The sequence below is a fragment of the Paraburkholderia sp. BL18I3N2 genome (assembly GCF_003001875.1).
GTDB lineage: Bacteria > Pseudomonadota > Gammaproteobacteria > Burkholderiales > Burkholderiaceae > Paraburkholderia > Paraburkholderia phytofirmans.
Window position 1 is genome coordinate 1 of record NZ_PVNC01000032.1, and the last position, 26,207, is coordinate 26,207.

General features: G+C 61.7%; 25 protein-coding genes, 2 tRNA genes and 1 pseudogene. 19 read left to right on the forward strand and 9 right to left on the reverse strand.

All coding sequences use genetic code 11. The features are described from left to right. Positions 1-205 (forward strand): hypothetical protein (locus B0G75_RS41095; protein WP_219908324.1); only part of this gene is annotated, 205 nt, incomplete at its 5' end. Here B0G75_RS41095 and B0G75_RS37630 read toward each other — a convergent pair. The 3 genes from B0G75_RS37630 to B0G75_RS40950 form a co-directional block, all read right to left on the reverse strand. Further along, the gene (locus B0G75_RS37630) at positions 202-666 is read right to left on the reverse strand and encodes a hypothetical protein (protein ID WP_106314726.1); all 465 of its coding nucleotides are present in this window, start codon (positions 664-666) and stop codon (positions 202-204) included. The two genes, B0G75_RS41095 and B0G75_RS37630, sit on opposite strands and share 4 nt — an antisense overlap. Before the next feature lie 413 nt (positions 667-1,079). After that, on the reverse strand, positions 1,080-1,940 hold the full coding sequence (locus B0G75_RS37635; protein ID WP_106314727.1) for a FadR/GntR family transcriptional regulator: 861 nt from the start codon (positions 1,938-1,940) through the stop codon (positions 1,080-1,082). Continuing rightward, positions 1,903-2,160, reverse strand: a complete 258-nt coding sequence (locus B0G75_RS40950) for a hypothetical protein (RefSeq protein ID WP_181309437.1) — start codon at positions 2,158-2,160, stop codon at positions 1,903-1,905. The genes B0G75_RS37635 and B0G75_RS40950 overlap by 38 nt, the downstream gene beginning before the upstream one ends. A 54-nt stretch (positions 2,161-2,214) precedes the next feature. Here B0G75_RS40950 and B0G75_RS37640 point away from each other — a divergent pair, with 54 nt between their 5' ends. The 9 genes from B0G75_RS37640 to B0G75_RS41745 all read left to right on the forward strand — a co-directional run bounded on the left by B0G75_RS37640 (position 2,215) and on the right by B0G75_RS41745 (position 10,234). Continuing rightward, positions 2,215-3,423: an ABC transporter substrate-binding protein gene (locus tag B0G75_RS37640; RefSeq protein WP_106314728.1), complete on the forward strand. Its 1,209-nt coding sequence runs from the start codon at positions 2,215-2,217 to the stop codon at positions 3,421-3,423. 85 nt (positions 3,424-3,508) lie between these two features. Continuing rightward, on the forward strand, positions 3,509-4,369 hold the full coding sequence (locus B0G75_RS37645) for a branched-chain amino acid ABC transporter permease (protein ID WP_106314729.1): 861 nt from the start codon (positions 3,509-3,511) through the stop codon (positions 4,367-4,369). Then, the gene (locus tag B0G75_RS37650; protein ID WP_106314730.1) at positions 4,366-5,421 is read left to right on the forward strand and encodes a branched-chain amino acid ABC transporter permease; all 1,056 of its coding nucleotides are present in this window, start codon (positions 4,366-4,368) and stop codon (positions 5,419-5,421) included. The genes B0G75_RS37645 and B0G75_RS37650 overlap by 4 nt, the downstream gene beginning before the upstream one ends. Continuing rightward, positions 5,418-6,185: an ABC transporter ATP-binding protein gene (locus tag B0G75_RS37655; RefSeq protein ID WP_012428374.1), complete on the forward strand. Its 768-nt coding sequence runs from the start codon at positions 5,418-5,420 to the stop codon at positions 6,183-6,185. The genes B0G75_RS37650 and B0G75_RS37655 overlap by 4 nt, the downstream gene beginning before the upstream one ends. Further along, the gene (locus B0G75_RS37660) at positions 6,182-6,883 is read left to right on the forward strand and encodes an ABC transporter ATP-binding protein (protein WP_106314731.1); all 702 of its coding nucleotides are present in this window, start codon (positions 6,182-6,184) and stop codon (positions 6,881-6,883) included. Before B0G75_RS37655 ends, B0G75_RS37660 begins: the two co-directional genes overlap by 4 nt. Positions 6,884-6,916: 33 nt before the next feature. Continuing rightward, on the forward strand, positions 6,917-8,197 hold the full coding sequence (locus B0G75_RS37665) for a Zn-dependent hydrolase (RefSeq protein WP_106314732.1): 1,281 nt from the start codon (positions 6,917-6,919) through the stop codon (positions 8,195-8,197). Continuing rightward, positions 8,194-9,684, forward strand: a complete 1,491-nt coding sequence (locus tag B0G75_RS37670) for a M81 family metallopeptidase (protein WP_106314733.1) — start codon at positions 8,194-8,196, stop codon at positions 9,682-9,684. Before B0G75_RS37665 ends, B0G75_RS37670 begins: the two co-directional genes overlap by 4 nt. A gap of 65 nt (positions 9,685-9,749) precedes the next feature. Next, a tRNA-Val gene (locus tag B0G75_RS37675) sits at positions 9,750-9,826 on the forward strand. Positions 9,827-9,973: 147 nt separating this feature from the next. Further along, a complete protein-coding gene (locus B0G75_RS41745; RefSeq protein WP_258194919.1) occupies positions 9,974-10,234 on the forward strand; it encodes a DAK2 domain-containing protein in 261 nt (86 codons plus the stop codon). Positions 10,235-10,252: 18 nt separating this feature from the next. On the opposite strand, the gene B0G75_RS41750 is transcribed toward B0G75_RS41745, so the two are convergent. The 5 genes from B0G75_RS41750 to B0G75_RS37700 form a co-directional block, all read right to left on the reverse strand. Then, positions 10,253-10,387, reverse strand: coding sequence for a hypothetical protein (locus B0G75_RS41750; protein WP_258194915.1), 135 nt, complete (start codon positions 10,385-10,387; stop codon positions 10,253-10,255). A gap of 3 nt (positions 10,388-10,390) precedes the next feature. Then, positions 10,391-11,446: a permease gene (locus B0G75_RS37685; RefSeq protein ID WP_106314734.1), complete on the reverse strand. Its 1,056-nt coding sequence runs from the start codon at positions 11,444-11,446 to the stop codon at positions 10,391-10,393. 24 nt (positions 11,447-11,470) lie between these two features. Beyond that, a complete protein-coding gene (gene mnmH / locus B0G75_RS37690; protein WP_106314735.1) occupies positions 11,471-12,538 on the reverse strand; it encodes a tRNA 2-selenouridine(34) synthase MnmH in 1,068 nt (355 codons plus the stop codon). Between the two features lie 91 nt (positions 12,539-12,629). Further along, positions 12,630-13,694 (reverse strand): selenide, water dikinase SelD, encoded by a 1,065-nt coding sequence (gene selD / locus B0G75_RS37695; RefSeq protein WP_106314753.1) that lies wholly within the window; start codon positions 13,692-13,694, stop codon positions 12,630-12,632. Between the two features lie 193 nt (positions 13,695-13,887). Next, positions 13,888-14,247, reverse strand: a complete 360-nt coding sequence (locus B0G75_RS37700) for a beta-xylosidase (protein ID WP_106314736.1) — start codon at positions 14,245-14,247, stop codon at positions 13,888-13,890. Between the two features lie 191 nt (positions 14,248-14,438). Between B0G75_RS37700 and fdnG the strand changes: the two genes are divergently transcribed. The 9 genes and pseudogenes from fdnG to B0G75_RS37750 all read left to right on the forward strand — a co-directional run. Then, entirely contained in the window at positions 14,439-17,507 is a 3,069-nt protein-coding gene (gene fdnG, locus B0G75_RS37710) for a formate dehydrogenase-N subunit alpha (protein WP_146142588.1), read from the forward strand. A 10-nt stretch (positions 17,508-17,517) separates the two neighbouring features. Beyond that, positions 17,518-18,450 carry a formate dehydrogenase subunit beta gene (fdxH, locus tag B0G75_RS37715; RefSeq protein ID WP_106314738.1) on the forward strand — a complete coding sequence of 311 codons (933 nt, stop codon included), beginning with the start codon at positions 17,518-17,520 and terminating at the stop codon, positions 18,448-18,450. Further along, positions 18,437-19,093, forward strand: coding sequence for a formate dehydrogenase subunit gamma (locus tag B0G75_RS37720; RefSeq protein WP_106314739.1), 657 nt, complete (start codon positions 18,437-18,439; stop codon positions 19,091-19,093). Before fdxH ends, B0G75_RS37720 begins: the two co-directional genes overlap by 14 nt. 111 nt (positions 19,094-19,204) lie before the next feature. Continuing rightward, the gene (gene fdhE / locus B0G75_RS37725; RefSeq protein ID WP_106314740.1) at positions 19,205-20,200 is read left to right on the forward strand and encodes a formate dehydrogenase accessory protein FdhE; all 996 of its coding nucleotides are present in this window, start codon (positions 19,205-19,207) and stop codon (positions 20,198-20,200) included. Positions 20,201-20,235: 35 nt separating this feature from the next. After that, positions 20,236-21,666 (forward strand): L-seryl-tRNA(Sec) selenium transferase, encoded by a 1,431-nt coding sequence (gene selA / locus B0G75_RS37730; RefSeq protein WP_106314741.1) that lies wholly within the window; start codon positions 20,236-20,238, stop codon positions 21,664-21,666. Beyond that, positions 21,663-23,576 (forward strand): selenocysteine-specific translation elongation factor, encoded by a 1,914-nt coding sequence (selB, locus tag B0G75_RS37735; RefSeq protein ID WP_106314742.1) that lies wholly within the window; start codon positions 21,663-21,665, stop codon positions 23,574-23,576. The genes selA and selB overlap by 4 nt, the downstream gene beginning before the upstream one ends. Positions 23,577-23,612: 36 nt before the next feature. Then, positions 23,613-23,708 (forward strand) — tRNA-Sec (locus B0G75_RS40955). A 302-nt stretch (positions 23,709-24,010) separates the two neighbouring features. Next, positions 24,011-24,238, forward strand: coding sequence for a hypothetical protein (locus B0G75_RS37740; protein WP_106314743.1), 228 nt, complete (start codon positions 24,011-24,013; stop codon positions 24,236-24,238). 498 nt (positions 24,239-24,736) lie between these two features. Next, positions 24,737-25,033: pseudogene (locus B0G75_RS37750) on the forward strand (IS256 family transposase); the annotation flags it as partial. 68 nt (positions 25,034-25,101) lie between these two features. On the opposite strand, the gene B0G75_RS37755 reads toward B0G75_RS37750, so the two are convergent. Then, on the reverse strand, positions 25,102-25,833 hold the full coding sequence (locus B0G75_RS37755; protein WP_106314744.1) for a type IV toxin-antitoxin system AbiEi family antitoxin domain-containing protein: 732 nt from the start codon (positions 25,831-25,833) through the stop codon (positions 25,102-25,104). Positions 25,834-26,207: the final 374 nt, after the last annotated feature.

Here is a 26,207-nt window from a genome sequence, read left to right on the forward strand (position 1 = left end):
CATACACGCAACAATCCCGCGCGATCAGCCGCCTTCGCAGCCGCCTTCACTCCCCGCCCAGCCGCAACGCGTTCGCGTAGCCCGTCAGTTCCAGACAGGGCCGGCCGACATCTACACCTTCGCGGCTTACCTGCACTGCGCGTCGATTGCCAGAAACTCGTCGACGAGGTTTCCCTCGCCGCCCCACATCGAGAAATCCGGCTAAGCCCGCTTACGGACCGGAGTCTGGTACGGCACACCAGCGGTAAATCGATCGAGTCGTTCACTCGCATCAGTGATCGCCCAAAGGGGCGCGCTATGCAGCTGCCGGTCGTAATTCGTTGCGATCGTCGCAAAAAGCGCGAAGCCCGTACTGTCCAATACCCACTTGCCGGTCTCACGGCCGATGTCGAACACTGTCGACACCGCGCGCTCCGCCACGGCCAGTTGTTCACCGGTCGCCGAGCCGAACCCCGATTCCGCAAGAAAGCCGGTCAGCAGCATAATTTGCGTGAGCGTTTGCGCGTCGCTCATGCTGCCGGCGCCGCGGCGCAAGACGTCTAGCGCTAGATGGGCCCGCAGCGCGAGGTCGTCGGCGGTTTGCCGGGGAATCGGCAGCAGCATGGCCTTGGCATGCCGCGCGCGAGCAGCGCCAGTGTGGCGGGATAACGGAATAGGTTGTGCCATGAAGGTCCAATGTTTATGCCTGTGCAGATGCAATAACGGCGCGGCCCGTAAAAGATTGAGCGCCTCGTGTGCACGCCACAGGCGGACAGCCTGGAAGGCCGTCTGGCGGCCTTCGCCACCACCCTTACGCGGAGTCCGGCGCATATGTCCTTCGGACCTGAGGGCGCGATGTCTTTCAAGCTTCCCTTCATGCGGGAGGCATTTCACCCGCCAGACCCTCGAACCTCGAACCTCGAACCTCGCGGCGCCGATACTGCGACCGCGTCGCAACTTTGGCTGTATGCCATACGCATCAAACCATTTGCGTCTCTTCATCAAAGAAGATGGCCTCTATCCGCGAGGCAACACACCTACCGAAACGAAACCGCCCTCGACCCTCAACCCACGCACAGCCCCGTCACCCCCACGTCACCTCACCCAATCTCACCCCCCACCTCACCCTCATCCGAAACCGGCGCCACACTTCGCGCCCGCACCCGCCGACGAATCTCCGAATCCAAAATCAAACGTCCACGCAGCTTTCCCTTCATCCGCTTCACATAGCGCGGCGCCTCGGTCATGTGGATCACCATCAACTCCCGCACCTTCTCCACATCACGCTCACGCGCGGCCTTCGTAATCGCTTTGTGAATCTTGACGTTCGCCTGACCGAACCGCTCATGCTCCGCTTGCGGCGTGTCGTTACGAAACTCGATGAGCTGCCGGATCATTTCATTGATCAACTCGCAACTGAAGCGCAGGAACGGATTCGGATTTGCCGCCGCGAGGATGTCGTGGAAATTCACGTCTTCCTGCCGCTGCCGCACGATGTCCTTTCCGCCATGTGACGACGCCGGTTGATCACAACACGCAATGCTTGCGTCGAGCGCTTCGAAGTCCTGCTCCGTCAGGTGCGGCACGGCCCCCGCCGCGAGTTCGGGCTCCAGCAGTTTGCGCACGGTATAGATGTCGTCGATCGAAACGTCCTTGAAGAACAGATAATTCTGCAAAAGTTGCAAAGTACGATCGAGCGGCACCTCGACCACCATACCGCCGCCGCTCGGCCCGGTGGTCACTTTGATCAGCCCTTGCACCTCGAGCGATTTCAACGCCTCGCGGATCGTGCTCTTGCTCACCGAAAAGAGCTGCTGCAACTCCACCTCGCGCGGCAGCCGGTCGCCTGGCTTCAGGTCTTTCTCGGTGATGAGCCGCTTGATTTCCTCCGCGACCAGATCGCCGCGTTTCTGCTGCTTGATCTCAATCGCAGCGCCAGCCTTGGCGCGGTCCATGGCCATATTCGATGCTCCCAATTTGTCCTGCACGATCTTCGATCGATTCGTCGGCGCCGTCGCAGCCAGGAAGGCCGTTCAATGCCGCCAGGAATTTTGCCTTATTGACACCAGAATTTATTGTACCTACGATCAAGTCCAACCTATTTATCATGATAAATAGAACAAAGCCGATGAGGTGGAAAACTTCACGGCGGCCAGCAAGTTCAAGTAGTGGTTCGCGCAATGCGTGCAGTTTCGTAGTCGGTCAGTGCGTGTCTCTTTCCTAAGGAGCGTCATTTTGAATCGCCGAAATATGTTGAAGCTGGCCGCGTTGTCGGCCGTTCCGGGGACATTGGGCTCGCTGGTCGCGCGAAGCGCGTTCGCGCAGGCCGGTGCCTTGCAGTTTGCCTGTCCAGTGCCGATGTCGGGTCCATTCGCGGCGAACGGCAAATACGCCGACCTCGGCATGAAGCTCGCTATCGAGCAATACGGCAAAGTGCTGGGTCAGCCGCTCGCATACACGGTGCTCGACACGGAGGGCAAGCCCGCAACCGCTGTGCGCCGAGTGCAGGAAATCGCGCAACAGAAGAATGCGCGCTTCTTTGCCGGCGGTATTTTGTCGTCCGAAGCATTGGCAATGGGCAAGGAAGTCGAGAAAGCAGGCGGCATTTTCATCACGACGGCCGGCGCGGACGAAATCACCGGCAAGGACTGCAACGACGCCACATTCCGCTGGTCGGTGCCGACCTACGGTGCGATCGAGCAGACGGTGCGTCCGCTGATCCAGATGATGCCCAAAGCCAAACGCTGGTACACCATCACGCCGCAATACGTGTTCGGCGACGGTTTGCTCTCGGCCGCGAAGACGATCTTCAAAGAGAAGGGCATCGAACATGTAGGCAATAGCTACCACTCGCTCAATGAGAAAGAGTTCAGCGGCTATCTGATGAATGCGGTCGCCGCGAAGCCTGACGTGCTGCTGATTCTCAACTTCGGCTCGCAATCGTCCGATACATTGCGCCAGGCCGTGAGCTTCGGTATGAAGAATAATTGCACGATTCTGATGGCCTGGGCGTCGGGACTCGAGCAATTCGAATCGCTCGGTGCGGACCTGTGCGAAGGCGTCTATTTCGGCGCACAGTATTGGCACGGCATCGATTCGCCGCTGAACCGCGATCTCGTCAAACGCGCGAATACCGCATTCAAAGCAAACCCTAACTACAGCCTCGCAGGTTCGTATATCTGCACGAAGATCCTGCTCGACGGCATCGTGAAAGCAGGCAACGTCGACCCGAAGAAAGTGGTCGCCGCACTCGAAGGCTTGAAATACGATGGTTTGACCGGCCCGGAAGAAGTCCGCAAAGGCGATCATCAGGTGCTGAAGAACTATTATCTGTTGAAGGGCAAGGCGAAGAACAAGATGAAAAACGCCGACGACTACGCGGATATCGTGAGCTCCGGCCAATCGTTCCTGCCGCTCGACAAAACCGGCTGCAAGATGGCCTGACGCCCGAGTGCCGCACGCCGGCGCGGCGCGCAGATCGCAGCACTGCATCGCGATTTCCCTTCGCACCACCCTTTAGACGGACGCCATGAACGTTTATCTCCTGCAGATCGTCAACGGCATCGGAGTGGGAATGCTGTATTTCCTGCTCGCGGTCGGCTTGTCGATCGTGTTCGGCCTGCTGCGCTTCGTGAATTTCGCGCACGGCGCGTTCTATTTGCTCGGCGCGTACTTCTGCTATCAGGCGATGCAATGGTCCATGAGTTTCTGGACCGCGCTTGTAGTCGTGCCGATCGTCGTGGGCGCACTTGCGTGGGTCGTCGAGAAACTGATTCTGCGGCACGTGTATGCGCAGCAACATGAGTTTCATATTCTCGTGACCGTCGGTCTCGCGCTCGTCGTGCAGGAATGCGCGATCCTGATCTGGGGACCGCTCGGTGATAACGTGGCCGTGCCCGACGTGCTGAACGGTGTGGTGATCTGGGGCAGCTTCGTGTATCCGAAGTACCGTCTCTTCGTGATCGGCTTCACGGCGGTACTGGCCGCGCTTTTGTGGTGGGTGCTGGAAGGTACGCGGCTCGGCAGCGCGGTGCGTGCGGGCAGCGAATCGACGGAGATGGTCTCGCTGCTCGGCATCAACGTGTTGCGCGTTTTCAGCCTCGTGTTCGCGCTCGGCGCCGCAACGGCGGCGTTGGCGGGCGTGCTTGCCGCGCCGATTCGCGGCGTCGATCCGTTCATGGGCATCGAGGCGCTGAGCGTCGCATTCGTCGTAGTGGTGGTGGGCGGAATGGGTAATTTCCTTGGCGCGCTGGTGGGCGGACTGCTGGTGGGCATCGTCCAAAGCGTGATGAGCACCTTGTGGCCGGAAGGCGCGCGATTGATGATCTACGTCGCAATGGCCGCCGTGCTATTGCTGCGACCGAACGGTCTGCTCGGGAGAGCGGCATGATCGATACATCGAAACCTATCGTGCAAAGCGCCGTTTCTACGAAGACGCAAGCCGGCCTGAAGCATTCATTACATCGTTATCGCTTCCTGTTGCTGGCGCTGCTTGTCGTGTGCATTTTGCCGCTCACGTTACGCTCGGGATCGCTGGCCACTGAAGTGCTGGTGTTCGCACTCGCCGCACTCGGTTGCAATTTGCTGTTGGGCCACACAGGTTTGCTCTCGTTCGGGCAGGGCATTTTCTTCGGGTTGGGCAGCTATTGCGCGGGACTGGTCCTGACCAGGACAGGATTGCCAGTGCCCGCGGCATTGCTTGCGTCGGCTCTCATCGGCGCGGCGGCCGCGGCGCTGGTCGGCTGGTTTTCGATTCGCCAGCGCGGCACGTACTTCGTCATGTTGACGCTCGCATTCGGCCAACTGTTCTACTTCCTCGCCTACACCACGCCCGATCTGACCGGAGGCGATAACGGCTTGCTCGACATTCCACGCCCGGCGTTGGGCTTGTTCGGCAAAGCGCTCGTGCCGTTGACCTCGCCCTGGCAATACTACGGCTTCGTCGCGGTGTTGTTCCTCGTGGTGTTCTGGCTGTTGATGCGCGTCTCGCACTCCGTATTCGGCCGTACGTTGCTCGCGATTCGCGACAACGAAGCACGCGCGGCGGCGGTCGGTTACGACGTCAAGCGCTTCAAACTGATGGCGTTCGTGATCTCCGGCGCGGTCACGGGTCTCGCGGGCGCGCTGCACGCGCTGATGACCGGCATCGCGCCGCTCTCCAACATCGACTATCACACGAGCGAAATGATCCTCGTGATGACGGTAATCGGCGGCACAGGCAATCTGTTCGCCTCTGTATTGGGCGCTGCGTTCTACGTGCTGTTCGCCGACTGGCTCTCCACATTGTGGCCGCGTTGGCTCTTGCTGCTCGGTATCGTACTGATCGCGGTCAGCCTATACATGCAGCGCGGTCTGTGGGGATTGGGCGAACGCATCTGGCAATCGCTGCGCCGTAAATCATCCGCCGATGCAGGCAATGACGCAGACAAGGAGTCCGTATGAGCGAAGCCATTCTGCAAGCGAGCGGCGTGGTGAAGCGCTACGGCAAATTCACCGCGCTCTCCGACGTCACCTTGAATATCATGCCGCGCACGGTGCATTCCGTGATCGGACCGAACGGCGCGGGCAAAACCACGCTCTTTCACGTGTTGACCGGCACGCTGCCTATCACCGAAGGCAAGATTGTTTTCGACGGCCATGATGTCACGCGCGAGCCGGATCATAAACGCGTACGGCGCGGCGTCGCGCGTTCGTTCCAGGTGACGAGCCTGTTCGCCAACCTGAGCGTGCGAGAAAATCTGCGGCTTGCCGCGCAAGGTGTCGACGCAGTGCGCGCGTTGAATGCGTGGACGCCGCCGCACGGCGCGCTCACGCATGCGGACATCGTCGATAGCGTGCTCGAACGGCTCGCGTTGCAGCGTTTCAGCGAGGTATCGGCAGGCGCGCTTTCGCACGGCCAGCAGCGGCGGCTCGAAGTCGGCATGGCGCTCGCCGCGCGGCCCAAGGCGATCTTTCTCGACGAGCCGACTTCGGGCATGGGTATCGACGACCTCGACGACATGAAGCAGCTGATCCGCGGTCTGCGCGACGATTACACAGTCGTGCTTATTGAACACAACATGGGCATCGTGATGGACATCTCCGACACGATCACCGTCATGCAGCAAGGGCGCGTGCTGGTGGAAGGGCGCCCCGACGACATTCGCGGCGACGAGCGCGTACGCAGCGCCTATCTCGGCAACATGATCACCGGAGGCCGCGCATGATTCTCGACGTGCAGCAGATTCACGGTTTCTACGGCAAGAGCCACATTCTGCAAGGCGTTTCCCTACAGATCAACGATGGTGAAACGGTGACGCTATTGGGCCGCAACGGCGCCGGCAAATCGACCACGCTGAAAGCGATTGCAGGCGTCGTCACGCCGCAGCGCGGCACCGTCACGTTCAACGGCGCCAGGATCAGCGGCATGCCACCGCACAAGATCGCATCGCGGGGTGTTTGTTTCGTGCCCGAGCATCGCGGCATCTTTCGTCTGCTCACGGTCGAAGAAAACTTGCGGCTCGGTGCGCGCAAAGATTCGCCGTGGCAACTCGACGACATCCACCGCATTTTTCCGCGCTTAAAGGAACGGCGCACGAACGGGGGCGCACAGCTATCCGGCGGCGAACAGCAGATGCTTGCAATCGGCCGCGCGCTGATGAATCACCCGCGTTTGCTGATGCTCGATGAACCCGTCGAAGGCCTCGCGCCGGTGATCGTCGAAGAAATCGTCGCGCAGCTCAAGCTGATCCGCGAGGCGGGCGTGGCGATTCTGCTGGTCGAGCAAAATCTCGAAGTGTGCACGCAACTCGCGGATCGCCACTACATCATCGAGCAGGGCGTGATCGTCTATTCGGGCGACAACGCGTCGTTTGCGGCGGACGACTCGATCAAGGACCGTTATCTCGGCGTCGGCGTGGTCTGACGCGCACTCAGTCTTCAACACGAGGAAGCATCGATGCAAGTTCATGAATCAACAACCGTCGCGACGTTTGCCGATCTGCGAGTCGACGGCGCGCGGCTTTGGGACAGTCTCATGCAACTCGCGCGAATCGGCGCCACGGAGAAAGGCGGTGTGTGCCGGCTCGCACTCACGGAACTGGATCGCGAAGCACGTGACCTCTTTATCGCGTGGGCGAAGGAGATCGGCTGCAGCGTGCGGGTGGACGCAATCGGCAACATCTTCGCGCGCCGCGCCGGTTTGCGCGACGATCTGCCGCCGGTGATGACCGGCAGTCACATCGACACCCAGCCGACAGGTGGCAAATTCGATGGCAACTACGGCGTGCTCGCGGGACTCGAAGTGCTGCGCACGCTAACCGACGCCAACGTGCAGACGCTTGCACCGCTGGAAGTCGCTGCGTGGACCAATGAAGAGGGATCGCGTTTCGTGCCGGTGATGATGGGTTCCGGTGTCTTCGCCGGTGCATTTACTCTTGAGCATGCGCTCGAACAACATGATCGTGAGGGCATCACGGTACGCGACGCGCTGTCTCGGATCGGATATGCCGGTGAAATCGCAAAACCGCATGCGGTAGGCGCTTATTTCGAAGCCCATATCGAACAAGGCCCCGTGCTGGAAGCACACGACAAAACAATCGGCGTGGTGCAAGGCGCGCTAGGTCAACGCTGGTACGACGTGACGGTGCACGGCATGGAGGCGCACGCCGGCCCGACGCCGATGGAATTGCGCCGCGACGCGCTGCTCGTCGCGGCCGATCTGATTCATGCCGTCAACCGCATTGCGATGGATCACGCGCCTCACGGTCGCGGCACGGTCGGCTGGCTCGACGTGCATCCGAACTCACGCAATGTGATTCCAGGCCGCGTGACACTCACCGTCGATCTGCGCGCCGCCGACGATGCCACGCTCACGGCAATGGATAGCGCATTGCGCGCCGCATGCGCAGTGGCGAGCGAGAAAACCGGCATCACGGTGGACGTCGAACAGGTGGTGTATTTCCCACCGCAACCGTTCGCGGCTGAACTGGTCGGCGCCGTGAAGCAGGGCGCGGACACGCTCGGCTTTTCGTCGATGGACGTGATCAGCGGCGCCGGCCACGATGCCGTCTATCTCGCGAGAGTTGCGCCCGCAGCGATGATCTTCGTGCCGTGCAAAGACGGTATCAGTCACAACGAAATCGAAGACGCGCGAGCGGATCATCTCGAAGCTGGTTGCAACGTACTGCTGCAGGCCATGCTGAACGCCGCGCAGAAAGCGGGGAGCGCGGACGCATGAAGATCCTCATCGCGCGGATGAATCACGAGACCAACACGTTTTCTCCGGTGGCCACGCCGTTGGCGGCATTCGGCCGTAACGGGCCCAGCTATGGCGAAGACGCGTTCAACGACAACAAAGGCATGCAGACAGCGATGGCCGCGTTCATCGACGCAGCCGAACGTGAGCATGCCGACATCGTGACGCCTGTGTCGGCGTCGGCGAATCCGAGCGGGCCGGTCGAGGCCGCTGCTTACGATGCGATATGCGAGGCGATCGTGTCGGCCGCCGTGGGTTGCGACGCCGTCATGCTCGATCTGCACGGCGCGATGGTCGCCGAGAATTCGAACGACGGCGAGGGCGATTTGCTCGAACGCGTGCGCGCGCTGCTGCCGGATGCGCCGATCGCGGTCGCGCTCGACTTGCACGGCAACGTCACGCAAAAGATGATCGACAACGCCGACGTGATCGTCAGCTTCAAGACCTATCCGCACGTCGATATGTACGAGACCGGCGCGCACGCCGCGCGTTTGATGTTCGACCTGATTCACGGTAAGGCGAAGCCTGTGATCGCCTGGCGCCAGCCGCCGTTGCTCACGCACACGCTGCGCAGCGCGACTGCCGAAGGCGCGATGAAGCGCGCCGTCGACGCCGCGCGCGCGGCCGAGACCGACGGCATGCTGGCGGTGTCGGTGCTGTCCGGCTTCTCGCTCGCCGATATCGAGGCACCATGCATCAGCGTCGTGGTGGTGGGCGACGGCGATCCGGAGCAAGCCGAAGCGGTAGCGGAACGCATCGCGCGGCAGATCTGGAACGAGCGCGAAGATTTCGTATATCGCAGCGCGCCGCTCGTTGAATCTGTCGCGCAAGCCGCCGCGCTCGCAGTGGACGCCGACAAGCCCGTGCTCCTCCTCGATCACGGCGACAACTGCATGTCGGGCGGCACGTGCGACACGATGGATCTGCTCGAGGAAGCCTTGAAGCAGAAGCTCGAAGGCATCGTGAGTGGGCCGTTATGCGATCCGCAAGCGGTCGCGGCGTTGATGTCGGCGGGCGTCGGCAGCACGGTGACGGTGACCATCGGCAACAAGGTCGCGAGCGATGCGCTCAAGCCGCGTCCGCCGCTCTCCGTGACCGGCGTGGTGCGCGCGCTGACCGACGGCGAGTACGTGATCAGCGGCCCGACCTACACCGGCCAGCGCGCCTTCATGGGACGCGCCGCGGTCCTCGACACGGGCACCGTCAAACTCGTGATGACCGAGCGCACGCACGAGCCGTGGGACCTCGGCGTGTTCGAGAGTGTCGGCATCGATCCGCGTCGCGCGCGTTTCCTGTTGCTCAAATCGCGCATGTACTGCCGCCCGGTGTTCGTGCCGATTGCGGCGGCGCTGGTGGAATGCGATAGCCGCGGTGTGACGAGTTCGGATTACGGCCTGTTCGCTTTCAAGCAGGTGAAGCGGCCGGTTTATCCGCTGGATACGCAGACCGAGTGGACATCGGCGAATTGAATCGACAGAAGTGCCGTCAAGGGCTTGTGCTGAGCGTGCGGGTTCTCTATAATTCGCGCCTCTAAAGGCTCGTAGCTCAGTTGGTTAGAGCACCACCTTGACATGGTGGGGGTCGTTGGTTCGAATCCAATCGAGCCTACCAACGCATCCGTGACGTAGACGAAAGCGGTTTCGCTTTCGTCTACTGTCAGGTTCTCGCATCACCCGGCGCATAGTCCATCGTGCCGCTGTCCTGCCCACTTCTCTCCTCTGTATTCCCTTGCGCTAGACGAAACGTCGCGTGTTCGCCGTGAATGCCTTTGCACGTCCAGCGTCGCCGTATCGCGTCGTCATTTGCCGATGCGCGGTACAGTCAAGCCTTCCGGTTTCGCCACTGAATAAACTGCCGTCAGCGCGCGACGCAAGCGCGGGCACATCGCAGACGGCGTCGATGCATCCACGGCGTGGGCGTTCGAGTTATGTCGGCGATCGCGCGCCAGGTCACGTGGATCCTGGCGCGCATGCGGTGGCGTTGTGGCTCGCCGCGATTCGCGAAGCGCTGGCGGCGTAGGCGAGCCTCGACGCGCGGTCACGGACGAAGCAGATCAAACCCGGCCAGCGCAACCACACCGCTCACCACGATCAGCGCCACCGAATGCTGTCCGAAGTAAAGCAGGCCGGCCGCCGACCAGCACGTCAAGGCAAATGCGGCAATACGTTTCATGTGTCAAAACCCCAAGGCTACCGCCAGCAATCCGCTGATCACGCCACACACCACGACGGCCAACGCCACGACCGTCAGCACGCGCCGCGGAAACGAGCGTCCGAGCATGGCCATGGACGGTACGCTGATCAGCGGCAGCGTCATCAGCAACGCGCCTGCCGGGCCGGCCGCCATGCCGAACGAGAGCATGGCCTGGATGATCGGCACTTCGCCCGCGGTCGGAATCACGAACAGCGCGCCGGCGATGGCCAGCGCGACGATCCACAGCAGGCTGTTGTCGATCTCCGGTCCGACGTGCGGAAACAGCCACGTGCGCGCCGCGCCGAGAATCAGCACGAGCACGATGTATTCGGGAACGAGCCGCAGCGTCATCGTGCCGAGGATTTTCACCCAGCGTGCGAAAGCGGTGCCGGGCACATCGCCGGCGACCAGTTGCGCCATCGCTTCGCGCGACGCTTCGGCTTCCTTCGGCGTAACCATGCGGTTCACCAGATACCCGAGGCCGAACACCATCACGATGCCCAAGGCGAGGCGCAGGCCCGTCCACTGCCAGCCGAGCACGAAGCCCATGAAGATCAGCGTAGCCGGATTCAACGCGGTATTGCCGAGCCAGAACGCGATCGCCGCGCCCGGCGCCGCCTGACGCGCCCGCAAACCCGCTACCACCGGCGCGGCGCAGCACGTGCACATCATGCCCGGCAACGACAGCAAGCCACCCTTCACCACGCTGCTGAAATCGGTCCGGCCGAGCGCGCGCGCGACCCATTGCGGCGGAATCAGCGCCTGCACCGCGGAGCCGAGCAGCAACCCGAGCACCATGGCTTGCCAGATGGCTTTGCCGTAGGCGAGAGCGTAGTCGATGGCAGACTGCCACGACGCCGCCGGCGCGCTCGCCGACGTGCCCATCAGGATCGACTTGCCGATGGAGTGCTGGCTCGCGGCCACGAACGCCCGGTTGTAGTACGGGAACCACTTCACGTAAAAGAGGCCGACCACGGCGATCAGCAGAAAGACGATCCAGCCTAGCGCGACTCGTGGTTGTCGAAGGGTTGATTGCATAGTGGTCTTGAACGTTGGTTTTAATCAGACGACAGCGAGTGCGCTGCTGTCGAGTTCAGCAAGCAGTGCCTTCGCCTGGCCGACGACATCGGCGTCGTTGGGACGGAAATTCCATTGCAATGCGCGCGCCAGCTGGACGAAATGCTGATGGCTGCTACGCGCATACGCCGGATCGTAGTGCCGCTCGATCAACTCGTGCGCGAGGTCGGCGCGCCGGTTGTCGTCGACGAGCTGCTGCCAACCCGCGACACGTTCCCGGCTATGCAAACCGATCATTCGTTGCAACTGTCCCTTGAGTGACTCGGGATCGTCGAACAGATGGGCATAGTCGTGCAGCAGGAAGGCCGCGCGATCTTCGGGGTTCGAGATCACCTCGACGCAGCGGCCCTGATGAAACGTGTCGAGCAGCGCGAGCGGCAGCGCGATGGAGCCGATGCGCCGGCTCTCGGCTTCAACGAACACCGGCCGTGCCGGATCGAATGTGCGTAGCGCGCTCACGAGTAGCGTATCGAAACGCTTCTGCGAAGGCTGCGGCACGCCGGCCCAGGCGCCGAGCAACGAGCCGCGATGCGCTGCCAGTGCTTCGAGGTCCAGCGTCTGCGCGCCCGCGGTGTTCAGGGCCGCGAGCAGGCGCGTCTTGCCGCTGCCGGTCGGGCCGACCAGCGCGATGTAGGAGAAGGCCTTCGGCAAGGTAAGGAGCGTGTCCAGCGTGGCGCGCCGATAGGTCTTGTAGCCGCCTTCGAGTTGGCGCGCCGGCCAGCCGATCATATTGAACAGCATGGTTACCGAACCCGAGCGTTTGCCGCCGCGCCAGCAATAGATCAGCGGCCGCCAGTTGCGCGGCCGGTCGGCGAACGTCGTCTCCAGATGGTGCGCGATATTGCGCGCGACCAGCGCCGCACCGATGCGCGTGGCTTCGAACGGCGATACCTGCTTGTATGTCGTACCGACCAGCACGCGCTCTTCGTTGCTCAGCACGGGCGCGTTGAGCGCGCCTGGAATATGGTCTTCCGCAAACTCGAGAGGCGTGCGCACATCGATGATTTCGTCGAAATCACCGGCATGTTCGAGGCTGGCGAGTAGGTTTTTCAAGGACTTGGGGACACAACGTGTCGGCTGCGGCGGGATGAAATTATCGCACGCGTCGTAAATACCGATCGCATTTCCTCCTGCCGCTCGCGGCTTAGATAACCTCGACCCGCCCTTCTCCACTGACCATTTCGCCGATCACGCACGCCTCGCCGAACCCGTCGGCGCGGAACAGCGCGAGCACTTCGTCGACGGCTTGCGGTGCGCAGGAGACTAGCAGGCCGCCCGAGGTTTGCGGGTCGGTGAGCAGCGTGCGCGCCGCCGCGGAAAATGAGGATGGCAAAACGATGTTTTTACCGTATGCGTCCCAGTTGCGCCCCGAAGCACCGGTAAAAATGCCGGCTGCCGCGAGGCTCACCACGTCCGGCAGCCACGGCAGATCCGCGTAGCGCACGCGAGCGGTGAGGTTCGAGCCGCGCGCCAGTTCCAATGTATGGCCGAGCAGGCCGAAACCGGTGATATCCGTGAGCGCGTGCACGGCTTCGAGTCTGGACAGGTCCGCGCCCGGCCGGTTGAGCTTGGTCGTCGCGCCGATCATGGCGGCGTAGCCGGCCGCGTCGAGCCGGTCTTTCTTGAGGGCTGCCGAGAGAATGCCCACGCCCAGCGGCTTGCCGAGGATCAGCACATCGCCGGCTTGCGCGCCCGCGTTGCGTTTGACACGCTTCGGGTCGACCACGCCGATGGCGACGAGGCCGTAGATCGGCTCGACCGAATCGATCGAATGACCGCCGGCGAGCGGGATGCCGGCTTCGGCGCACACGGATTCGCCGCCCTTCAGCACGGCCGCGATCACATCGTGCGGCAGCACGTTGATTGGCATGCCGACGATGGCCAGCGCCATGATCGGCTTGCCGCCCATGGCATAGACGTCGGACAGCGCGTTGGTCGCGGCGATGCGGCCGAAGTCGAACGGATCGTCGACGATCGGCATGAAGAAGTCGGTCGTGGCGACGATCGCCTGATCGTCGTTGAGCTTGTAGACGGCGGCGTCGTCGGCTGTGTCGTTGCCGACCAGCAGATCGGGAAAAAACGGCAGCGGCGCGCTGCGTTTGAGCAGGTCGGCGAGCAGGCCTGGGGCGATCTTGCAGCCGCAACCGCCGCCATGCGACAGACTGGTCAGACGGGGCGACGCGCTTGCGTGGCTTGGGGTATCGGTCATTGTGGCGGGCATTTCGAGCGACAAATGACCGCCATTATGATGGTTGTTCGGGCAATGCGCAGGGCGGCGGTCGTCGAAGCGAGCCGCGCAAAGCGCCAAACACGTTGTCGATTCCTGTGAAGTTACCCATTACGTGCGGCGTGTTCGTCATGCGCCTGCAGCAATAGAGCGTGTCACGAAGCTGCGGCAATCGTTATTTGTTGCTGCCCGCGCCGGTGCCGTAGAGCCCGTTATCGAAGCCGCCCGCGCCTTGGGGCTTGTGACCCTGCCCGCCAGTCTTGCCGCGCGTGTTTGCCGAACCGCCATCCTTCGTCTGTGGCTTATGCGATTCATGAACTGCCGAGGTGGACGAATCGGGCGCCGATCCCATCGAAGAAGTGCGGTTCTCCTGCTGCGACGAACCGCCACTTTGTGTGATCTGGGCAACGCCGTGCGAGCTCAGTACGAGCATCGCACCACCCAGCGCAAGCGACACGACACGGGCCGACGCACGCCATTTCAATGCGCCGTAAATTGTGTCTGCGGAAGAAAATGTGAGAAGCGGAGCGGTCATAAGTGCGCCAAAGGTCAGAGTAAGCGTCGGTGCGCCTCCTCCTGTCAGCAATAACAGTGCCTCGACTGATGAAACCGGCTGTGGCAATTCATATTTGGTTGCACTGAGGAAGGTATAACTCCTCGCTGCAGAATTTCATACCGCTCTCTATAATCGTTATTAGTGTCCCCATAAAGAGCCGAGGCCATTCGATGACCCATATGTCCCGGCGACAATTTCTGAAGGTTTCCGCCACCACGCTAGCCGGATCGAGTCTCGCCCTCATGGGCTTCTCACCGGCGCCCGCGTTAGCGGAGGTTCGTCAGTACAAGTTGTCGCGCACAACCGAAACCCGCAATACCTGCCCGTACTGTTCGGTAGGCTGCGGCATCCTGATGTACGGGCTCGGCGACAACGCCAAGAATGCAAAGTCCAGCATCATCCATATCGAAGGCGATCCCGATCATCCGGTCAATCGCGGCACGCTGTGCCCGAAAGGCGCGAGCCTGATCGACTTCATTCATAGCGAGAGCCGTCTGAAGTATCCGGAGTACCGTGCGGCGGGTTCGAATGAATGGAAACGCATTTCATGGGAAGACGCGCTCGACCGCATTGCGAAATTGATGAAGGAAGATCGCGATGCCAACTTTGTCGAAACAACGGCAGATGGCAAGAAGGTCAACCGCTGGCTGACCACTGGCGTGCTCGCGGCGTCGGCCGGCAGCAATGAAGTGGGTTATTTGACGCACAAGACTGTCCGCAGTCTTGGCATGCTCGCATTCGACAATCAGGCGCGTGTCTGACATGGCCCGACGGTGGCAGGTCTTGCCCCGACGTTTGGCCGTGGAGCGATGACGAACCATTGGGTCGACATCAAGAACGCGGATGTGATTCTGGTAATGGGCGGCAATGCGGCCGAGGCGCACCCGTGCGGTTTCAAATGGGTCACCGAAGCCAAAGCGCATCGCAAGGCGAGGTTGATCGTGGTCGATCCGCGCTTCACGCGCACGGCATCGGTTGCGGACTATTACGCGCAGATTCGGACCGGCTCGGACATCGTGTTCCTGGGCGGGGTGATCAACTATCTGCTCACCAACGACAAGATCCAGCACGAGTATGTGAAGAACTACACGGACATGCCGTTCATCGTTCGTGAGGACTTTTCGTTTACCGACGGTCTCTATTCCGGCTACGACGCCGGCAAACGCAAGTACGACCAGAGTTCGTGGGACTACGAACGCGGCGACGACGGCTATGCCAAAGTCGATCCGACCTTGCAGCACCCGCGCTGCGTCTATCAGTTGATGAAGCAGCACTACTCGCGCTATACGCCCGAGCAGGTCGAAAGCACGTGCGGCACGCCCAGGGAAAAATTCCTCAAGGTGTGCGAGATGCTTGCATCGACGGCGGTTCCGGGGCGCGCCGGTACGATCCTGTACGCGCTCGGCTGGACGCATCACTCGATCGGCGCGCAGATCATCCGCACCGGCGCGATGGTGCAATTGCTGCTGGGCAATATCGGCATTGCGGGCGGCGGCATGAATGCGCTGCGCGGTCACTCGAACATTCAGGGTTTGACCGACCTCGGCCTGATGTCGAACCTGTTGCCGGGTTACATGACGCTACCGCTGGAAGCCGAGCAGGACTTCGACGCCTTCATCGCCAAACGCGCAAGCCAGCCGCTGCGGCCGAATCAGTTGAGCTACTGGCGCAACTATCGCGCGTTCCACGTCAGTTTCATGAAGTCATGGTGGGGCGACAACGCGACCGCCGAGAACAACTTCGGTTTCGACTATCTGCCCAAGCTCGATAAGTCGTACGACATGCTGCAGGTCTTCGAGCTGATGAATCAAGGCAAGATGAACGGCTACATCGCGCAGGGCTTCAACCCGCTTGCCGCGGCGCCGAACAAGGCGAAGATCGGCGCGAGTCTCGCCAAGCTGAAGTGGCTGGTCATCATGGATCCGCTCGCTACGGAAACGTCGGAGTTCTGGAAGAACTTCGGCGAGTTCAACGACGTCGATCCGTCGAAGATTCAAACGGAGGTGTTCCGTTTGCCGACCACCTGTTTCGCGGAAGAACGCGGCTCGCTGGTCAGTTCCAGCCGTGTGCTGCAGTGGCACTGGCAGGGCGCGGTCGGGCCGGGAGAAGCGAAGAGCGACCTCGAGATCATGTCTGGGCTGTGGCTGCGTATCCGCGCGGCTTACCGAAAGGACGGCGGTAAATATCCCGATCCGATTCTCAAGATGAGCTGGCCGTATGCCGACCCGGAAAGCCCGACGCCCGAAGAAATCGCCATGGAGTTCAATGGCAAGGCGCTCACCGACGTCACCGACCCTACCGATAAAACCAAGGTGCTCGCCAAACAGGGCGAGCAGCTGTCGAGCTTCGCGCAGTTACGCGACGACGGCAGCACCGCGAGCGGCTGCTGGATCTTTTGCGGCTCGTGGACCCAGGCGGGCAACCAGATGGGCCGCCGCGACAACTCCGACCCGACCGGCATCGGCAATACGCTGAACTGGGCGTGGGCCTGGCCGGCGAACCGGCGGATTCTGTACAACCGTGCTTCATGCGACGTCAGCGGCAAGCCGTTCGATCCGACGCGCAAGCTGGTCGCGTGGAACGGCAAGGCGTGGACGGGAGCGGACGTTGCCGACTTCAAGGCCGACGAACCGCCCGAAAACGGCATGAATCCGTTCATCATGAACGCGGAAGGCGTGGCGCGTTTCTTCTCGCGCGACGGTCTGGTTGAAGGGCCGTTCCCGGAGCACTACGAGCCGTTTGAAACGCCGCTTGGCTACAACCCGCTGCATCCGAACAACAAGACGGTTGTCAGCAGTCCGGCGGCACGCGTGTTCCCCGATGACCGGGCCGCGTTCGGTACGCACGAGAACTTCCCGCATACGGCGACCACGTATCGTTTGACGGAGCATTTCCACTACTGGACCAAGCACGCGCGCTTGAACGCGATCGTGCAGCCGCAGCAGTTCGTGGAGATCGGCGAAGATCTGGCGAAGGAGGTTGGCGTGGTGGCCGGAGATCGTATCAAGGTGTCGTCCAATCGCGGGCATATCATTGCCGTGGCGCTCGTCACCAAGCGGATCAAACCGCTGATGATCGAAGGAAAGAAAGTCCAGACAGTCGGATTGCCGTTGCATTGGGGCTTCAAGGGACTCGCGAAGCCGGGCTATCTCGTCAACACGCTGACGCCCTCCGTGGGCGATGGGAATTCGCAAACACCGGAATTCAAATCGTTCCTCGTCAAGGTCGAAAAGGCATAGGGGAGAAGAGATGGCACTGCAATCACTGGACATCAAACGCCTCTCCGCCACGACCTTGCCTGAACCGCAAGTGCGTGTGCCGGTCACGGGTACGGTCGCCAAGCTCATCGACGTGTCGAAGTGCATTGGCTGCAAGGCGTGTCAGACCGCCTGCATGGAATGGAACGATCTGCGCGATGAAATCGGCACGAATACCGGCATCTACGACAATCCGCGCGATCTGACCGAGCATTCGTGGACCGTCATGCGGTTCTCGGAATACGAGAACACCGAAGGCGATCTCGAGTGGCTGATCCGCAAGGACGGTTGCATGCACTGCGAGGATCCGGGTTGCCTGAAGGCTTGTCCGTCGCCGGGCGCGATCGTGCAGTACACGAACGGCATCGTGGATTTTCACGAGGAAAACTGCATTGGCTGCGGCTATTGCATCACCGGTTGCCCGTTCAACATACCGCGCATTTCGAAGCAGGACAACCGCGCGTACAAGTGCACGCTGTGTTCGGACCGCGTGGCGGTCGGCCAGGAACCGGCTTGCGTGAAGACGTGCCCGACCGGCGCGATCATGTTCGGCACCAAGGAGGACATGAAGCAGCAGGCCTCGGACCGGATTGAAGATCTGAAGGAGCGCGGCTTCCAGAATGCCGGTTTGTACGATCCCGCCGGCGTGGGCGGCACGCATGTGATGTACGTGCTGCATCATGCCGACAAGCCCACTCTGTATCACGGGTTGCCGCAGAATCCGAAGATCAGCGTGATGGTGACGCTGTGGAAAGGTTTGGCAAAACCGCTGGCGCTCGCAGGTATCGCGTTTGCGGCCATAGCCGGGTTCTTCCACTACACGCGCGTCGGTCCGAACGAGGTGTCGGAGGCCGATGAAGCCGAAGCCCAGCACGAAGCCGACGAAGTACGCCGTTCGCGGGAGGCATCCAATGAAGCACCCTGAGCACACCGGTCTGAAGGACGTGAGAGGCAACAGTTTGATCGTGCGCTACACGCCGAATGAGCGTACGAATCATTGGATTACCGCGATCACGTTCGTCCTTTTAGCGCTCTCCGGCCTCGCCATGTTTCATCCGGCCATGTCGTGGCTTTACGCGATCTTCGGCGGCGGGCAATGGACGCGGATTCTGCATCCATTCGTCGGCTGCGTGATGTTCCTGTCGTTTCTGATTCTTGCGCTGCGCTTCTGGCATCACAACTATCTCGACAAAGCCGACCTTCAGTGGATGAGGCAGATCGACGACGTGCTCAACAATCGCGAGGAAAAGCTCCCCGCGATCGGTAAGTACAACGCCGGTCAAAAGCTGCTATTTTTTACCATGGTGATCTGCCTGCTGCTGTTGCTGGCGAGCGGCATCGTTATCTGGCGGCGCTATTTCTCGTTCTACTTTCCGATCGGGATCATCCGGCTCGCGGCGCTCGTCCATGCCGCGGCGGCGTTCGTGCTGATCGTCGGCATCGTCGTGCATATTTATGCGGCGTTGTGGATCAAAGGGTCGATCGGCGCCATGACGCGCGGCACGGTGACCTATGGCTGGGCGCGAAAGCATCACCCGAACTGGTTCAAGGAAATCATCGGAAAATAGCGGGCCACGCATAGGTTATCAAAGACAGCGCGGCTGCCGGCGCGCCGCACCCGAGCCGCCGCTCCTGTTCAATGAACGGCGGCGGCTCTTCAGTTTTCAGAGGTCGATACTGTGGTTCAACGTATTCTCGAAGCCGGCGATATCGAATCGCTCGATCACTCGGCAATTCCGCGCATTCGCATGCCGGAACGGCTTGCGGTGTTTGCCGCGCGCGCCGCGCGGCTGCGCCAGCTTGCGGCGCTCGACAACCCGATCGCCGGCTATTTGCGCCTGATGGCAGTGCTCGCCGACGCGCAGCAAGCCGTGATCGCCAGCTTCAAGGCGCAGCCGCCCAGCGCCGAGTTGATCGCGAGTGCGCAGCAGCATTCCATGCCGTTGATTCCCGCGCTTTCCGGCGTACGCGATCCGGCTTGGCGCGACGTGTTGCGGCAGTTACTCGACAAGGTGGCAGCCGCAGGCCCGCTCACGCCGCCGCTCGAAGCGCTGATCGACCGGCTGCGCACGCTCGACGCCACCGCGCTCGAATCACAGGCCGACGCGATCTTCGCGCAGCGCTTCGAAGAAATCGATCCGGCGAGCGCGCCGTTCATCGTAGCCGCGCTGCAAGTGGTGTGGACCGACCTCGCCGCTGATATCGGCAAGCGCGAGGTGCCGTACCTCGAGACGCTCGGCCTGTGTCCCGTGTGCGGATCGCATCCGGTGGCGAGCATCGTGCGCGTGGGGGGGGCGTACGACAATTATCGCTACCTGCAATGCGGCCTGTGCTCCACCGAATGGCACATGGTTCGCACGAAGTGCTCGAATTGCGATTCGACCAAAGGCATCGCTTATCACACAATCGGCTCGCCCGATGCCGACGAAGCCGCGCGCGAAGCCGAATCGAAGAACGCCGCTTTGAAAGCGGAATCGTGCGACGAATGCCATACTTACCGGAAGATCGGCATTCAGTCGAAGGACTACGATTTCGAACCGTTCGCGGACGATCTCGCCAGTCTCACGCTGGATCTGCTGATGGGGGCGGAGGGTTACCGGCGGGCATCGCCGCATCCGTGGCTGTGGCCCGAACAGGGCGCCGGCGCGGACGAGTCTTCCGGCGAGTCCGACTAGCAGCGAGTGAATGTGACTGGAAGAGGGATTGCCTCGTGAGCGACGTGAGCGGCTCTGAATTGCGGGCGTTGATGGCGCGCGTGCCGTCGGTGGAAAAGGTGATGGCGTCGGCCGAATTCGCGGTGCTGCTCGCCGAATATGGCCGCACGCAGGTGTTGACTGCGGTGCGCGAGGCGCTCGACACCTGGCGCGCCGGCGCGCAATCGGGCGATGCGTCCATGAGCGCGCTCGACGTTGCGCAACTGAAGAGCGCGGTCGATGCCGCGCTACGCAAGCGCAACGAGTTGCGCTTGCGTAGCGTTTTCAATCTGACCGGCACGGTGCTGCATACCAATCTCGGTCGTGCATTGCTGCCCGACGAGGCGGTTCAGGCCGTCATGAAAGCGCTCACGCAACCCGCGAACCTGGAATTCGATCTTGGCACCGGTAAGCGGGGCGACCGCGACGATCTGATCGATGAGCTCATCTGCGAATTGACCGGCGCCGAAGCGGCCACCGTGGTCAACAACAACGCGGCCGCGGTGCTGCTCACGCTGTCCGCGTTGGCGTCGAAGAAAGAAGTCATCTTGTCGCGTGGCGAGCTGGTTGAAATCGGCGGCGCGTTTCGCATTCCCGACATCATGAGCCGCGCGGGCGCGAAGTTGCGTGAAGTCGGCACGACGAACCGCACACATCTGAAGGACTACGAGGAAGCCATCGGCCCGCAAACCGCGCTGCTGATGAAAGTCCACGCGAGCAACTATGCGATCAGCGGCTTTACCAAAGAGGTCGGTCTGGATGAAATCGCGCCGCTCGCCCACGCGCGCGGCCTCGCGGTTGCCGTGGATCTCGGCAGCGGCACGCTGGTCGATCTGAGCCAATGGGGCTTGCCGCGTGAGACGACGGTGCGCGAAACCATCGAGGCCGGTGCGGACCTCGTCACGTTCAGCGGCGACAAGCTGCTTGGCGGTCCGCAAGCCGGTTTGATCGTCGGGCGACGCGATCTGATCGCGAAGATCAAGAAGCATCCGCTCAAGCGCGCGTTGCGCGTCGGCAAACTGACGCTCGCGGCGCTGGAGCCTGTGTTGCAGCTTTATCGTGCGCCGGAGCGGCTCACGGAGCGGCTCACCACGTTGCGCTTATTGACCCGTGCTGCCGACGACATCCGGCTCGCCGCGGAGCGCGTGCAACACGCGTTGCAGCATGCAGTCGGCGAACGCTATGCGGTGACGGCGGAGCCGATGTTCAGCCAGATCGGCAGCGGCGCGTTGCCGGTCGACGTGCTGCCGAGTTACGGTCTGGTCGTCAGAATGGCGGACGGTAAGCGCGGTGGCCGTCAATTGCTCGCGCTCGAAAAGATGCTGCGGGAGATGGCGCGGCCCGTGATCGGCCGCATCGCGGACGACGCGTTGCGCCTCGATCTGCGCTGTCTTGAAGCCGCCGATGAAGCGCAACTGCTCGAGCAATTGAAAGGCGCGCGCGCATGATCGTCGGTACGGCGGGGCATATCGACCACGGTAAGACGAGCCTGGTGAAAGCGCTATCGGGCGTCGATACGGATCGTCTCAAGGAAGAAAAGGCGCGCGGCATTTCGATCGAACTGGGCTACGCGTACGTGCCGCTGGAGAACGGCGACGTGCTCGGCTTGATCGATGTGCCGGGTCACGAAAAGCTCGTGCATACGATGACCGCGGGCGCGAGCGGCATCGATTTCGCGCTGCTGGTGATCGCCGCCGACGACGGCGTGATGCCGCAAACGCGCGAGCATCTGGCGATTGTCGAACTGCTTGGGATTCGGCAAGGCGCCGTCGCGCTGACCAAGGTGGACCGCGTCGACGCGCAACGTCTGCGCGAAGTACATGATGAAGTACGGGCGTTTCTGAGCGGCAGCGTACTTCAGGACGCGCCCGTGTTCGATACTTGCGCAGTGCAGGCCGACGATCCCGGCGTGGCCGCGTTGAAGGCGCATCTGCACGCGGCGGCCGCGGCGTGGCAAATGAAGCGCGACGACGGCCTGTTCCGTCTCGCGGTCGATCGTGTCTTCACGCTCTCGGGCCAAGGCACGATCGTGACCGGAACTGTGGTGTCGGGCCGCGTAGCGGTGGGCGACACGATGCTGCTCGCGCCGAAGAACCAACCGGTGCGTGTGCGCAGCATCCATGCGCAAAATCGTCCGGCGCAGAGCGGACGCGCTGGCGAACGCTGTGCATTGAACCTGGCGGGCATCGAGAAGAGCGCGATCGATCGTGGCGACTGGATCGTCGATCCGCGGCTTTCGCAAGCGTCGGAGCGAATCGACGTCATGCTCACGCTGCTCGCCGATGCACCGCACGCGTTGGAGCATTGGGCGCCGCTGCATGTGCATCTGGGCACGCAGCACCAGGTTGCGCATATCGCGTTGCTCGATGGCGAAACACTCGGCGCCGGTCAGCGTGCCCGCGTTCAACTCGTATTCGAGCGACCGGTTTGCGCGCTGCCGAGCGATCGCTTCGTGGTGCGCAACGCGCAGGCCAATCGCACGGTCGGCGGCGGTCATGTGCTCGATCCGTTCGCGCCGTCACGCAAGCGTCGTTCGGCCGAGCGGCTGACGTGGCTCGACGCGCTTCAGACCATGCTCGACACCGGCACGCTCGACGCCGTCTTCGCGAGAGCACCGCATGGCTTGTCGCGCTCGCTGCTGCAGCGTTTGACGGGCATGCCGGCGGCCGCGCTCGCGTTGCCGGCCAATACGCGGGTAGTGGAGTTGCCAGGCGAGGACGCATTGCTAGTGGCCGACGCGCTTTGGCAAGCGCTCAATTCGCGATTGACGGCGACGCTCGCGCAGTACCACGAACGCTCGCCGGACGAGTTGGGCCCGGACATCTCGCGTTTGCGGCGCATCGCGGCGCCGCTGGTGGACGACGCGCTGTGGCGCGCGCTTGTCGACGATGCCGCGACGCGTGGCGAGATCGTCAAACGCGGGCCCTGGCTGCATCTGCCGGGCCATGCGGTGACGCTCGACGACGCGGATCGCGCGCTCGCGGCGACGCTGCTGCCCGCAGTGAAAGCCGGCCGTTTCGATCCGCCGTGGGTGCGCGATCTGGCCAACGCGCATGGCGTACCGGAGGAGCGTGTGCGTCAATTGATGCGCAAACTTGCGCGGCAGGGCGAGCTGTTTCAGGTCGTGCGTGATCTCTTTTACCACCCGGAGACGATTCGGGAATTGGCCTCGATTGCGGCTGCCGAGGCGCAAAAGAATGCGGGCACGGTTGCGGCCGCACCGTTTCGCGACGTCACCGGGTTGGGCCGGAAACGCGCGATCCAGCTTTTGGAGTTCTTCGACCGGGTTGGATATACTCGCTTCCACCGTGGGCTGCATTTGCTGCGCACGGATAGTCGCTGGCTCGATCTGCTTTGATTTTTTTGATCGGCAACGTGTAGGTTAATCACCGTAGGAAGGCATTCGTGTCCGGTGGCGCGGCTGGGCTTCAAACCCAGTTGAGGGCGTCAGTCGCTCTCAGGTCGGTTCGACTCCGGCTGCCTTCCGCCACGTGGGCCTTCCGCGCCATTCCGCCTTCTTTGTAGAGGTAACCATAAAACTTCCGCCTGGAAGTTAATTGGGTTAAAAATCGCCTGCCCAATTTACGTTTTGTTACGCATGACGGTAGCCGCCTGCATTCTGGCAGTCGATACGGTCGTTCCCTGCGATGGTGGCCATTGGGATCATAGAAATCAGGCGGCTTGCTCCGGCTTTAGCCTTCGCTATCTTCGTTGTGTGAAACCACGGCGCGGATTGCATGAACCATTCTTTATCGCAACGTCACAGACTCATTGCCGGCGCGTGATCCCAGAATGCCTGTATCGGTTCTCGAGCGCGCCAGCCTCGAGTATCTGGCCGGATCGGTGCAGTCAGAAATGCTGCATGAGGACAATGCCAGTCCCATCGGCACGCTGTGCAACATCCGGCTGAACGTCCGTTCAGGGATTCGCGGATCACTGGGTGCGCAGGATGTCGTCTGGGGCCTCAAGTTTCTTGGCGAAGACGAGAACTTCGCATGGGCGAAGCGGCTGGAGTGCTGAACCGCTTTTCACTATGAAAACCCACGCTCGTTTCACGTGGGGTGTGCTGCAAACATGTGGTCACCTACGGAGCGGCAACAGGCATTCACGGTTCACCTCGATACCCGCCGGAGTCGCGTCTCATCGCGCCTTGCCACGGGATGCCAGTCACCGGTCGTCCTGAATCGAAGGGCGTTATGATCGCCGTGACGGTGTCCGCTGAGGGATGCGACTTTTGGCGACATACAGGGAGCTCAAGACACAGATCGCCGCGCTCGAGGAGCAGGCGGCGACAGCGCGGGGGGGGCCGAGTTTGAGGCGGTGCTCGCAGACATCAGGATCAAGGTCGCCGATTACGGATTTACCGTGCAGGACATCTTCAGACGGGCGCGGGCTACCCGCGCTACATCTGCCCGGGGCGTTGTGCTCGCCAGATACCGTGACCCGAAAACGCAGGCGACCTAGTCGTTTGGTGGGGCCTGCTTTGTCCACTTTGGCGCCGTCGGTCTAGACGGTGCTCGAGCAACTCTTACTGCGTTCTACGACTTCCCGGCCGAACACTCGCAGCACGTGCGGACCACGAATCCGATTGAATCGACGTTCGCGACGGTGCGCCATCGCACGAGCCGCACGCGTAACTGTCTGTCGCGCGCGACCTTCTTCGCCATGGCGTTCAAGTTGATCGAGGCGGCCAAGCAGTCATGGAGAAAGATCCGCGGCGTGGACAAGATCGAGGCACTTCTGAAGGGCGTCCCCTTCAAGGATGGAACCCCGGTGATTGCAAGCACACCGGTTCCTCAAGTACTGGCCGCCTGATCATGCCGATCGACCCGTACACACCACTCTTGACGACCGCTCGTTCAAGTCCCGCGGTCGTCTTCGTCTCATTTTGGTTTGAGTGTTATCCGGCCATTCTTTGTCTGATTCGACCATCTTTTACCGGTGCCAAGACGGTCCACATGTTTTTGAAGTCCCCGAGCCCATGCAAAGTCGGCCTCACGTCCGAGGTCGCGCACGAGCCTGACAACCTTCACCCGATGGCAGTGGCTCAAAAGCTCGTCGAGCACGTCGGCGCGCAGGTTACGCAGGCTCACCATCAGATTGCTGGTTTCTTCAAGCGACTGACCTTTGCCAATGTCGCTGGCGAGTTCCATGATCGCTCGCTCGGGCACTGACACCTTGACCTCTGGGTCACCAGCGGGAAGCGGCCTTAGGCCCTTGTCGTAGGGCAGGTCGTCGTCGAATAGGGAAGTGGTCTGGAATGAATAGATCAGATGCTGGTCCACCCAGGACGGAATGCGATAGGGTTTCTGGCCCCATAGCACAACCTTTTCGCGAAACGCGATGTTGTGACGGACGCCCTGCCAGGAAAGGGCTGTCTTTCCTCCAACGTGAAGACCGGCAATGCGTCGAGTCAAGTACGCGATCGAACCGTCACGTGTCGGTGTGTCTCCGGTCAGAAGGTAGACGCCTTGTGAGAGGCGTTGCAGCCACCCGGATTTGACCATGTGCGCGGCGAGCGCAGCGCTGATTCCCATGCGCCGAAGCATGTCGGAATCGATAGGATGGCCGCGCCGGTTCTCCTGCATCAACCGCTGGACCGCTTTGTTGCTCATCGACTGTTATGGTTGCGTTATCTGGCTGCAGTATATTCTGACCTTGTTTGATTATCTGCAATTTTTTAATGCAACACGAAGGTGGAAGGTTCGTTTGCCGTGCTGTTTGTCAGGCTGATCATGCCCAGCAAAATGCGAAATCAGACACCGGTGGTCAGATAAGTTTCATTATCGTGCCAATCGCCCTCGCGTAACGCGCTCCGCGAAACGGGCGCCTGTCCCAGCCGTGCCGCTAGTCCTTTATAAGTGCCATAGTGCCCGCGAGCCGTGAAAAAAAATTTCACGGAAATTCCTTTGGTTGACTGATGAGTTTTCACGCTGAAGTTTGCGCTTACGGAAGACTACCCGGATTCAATCGATACAGCCGGTATCGT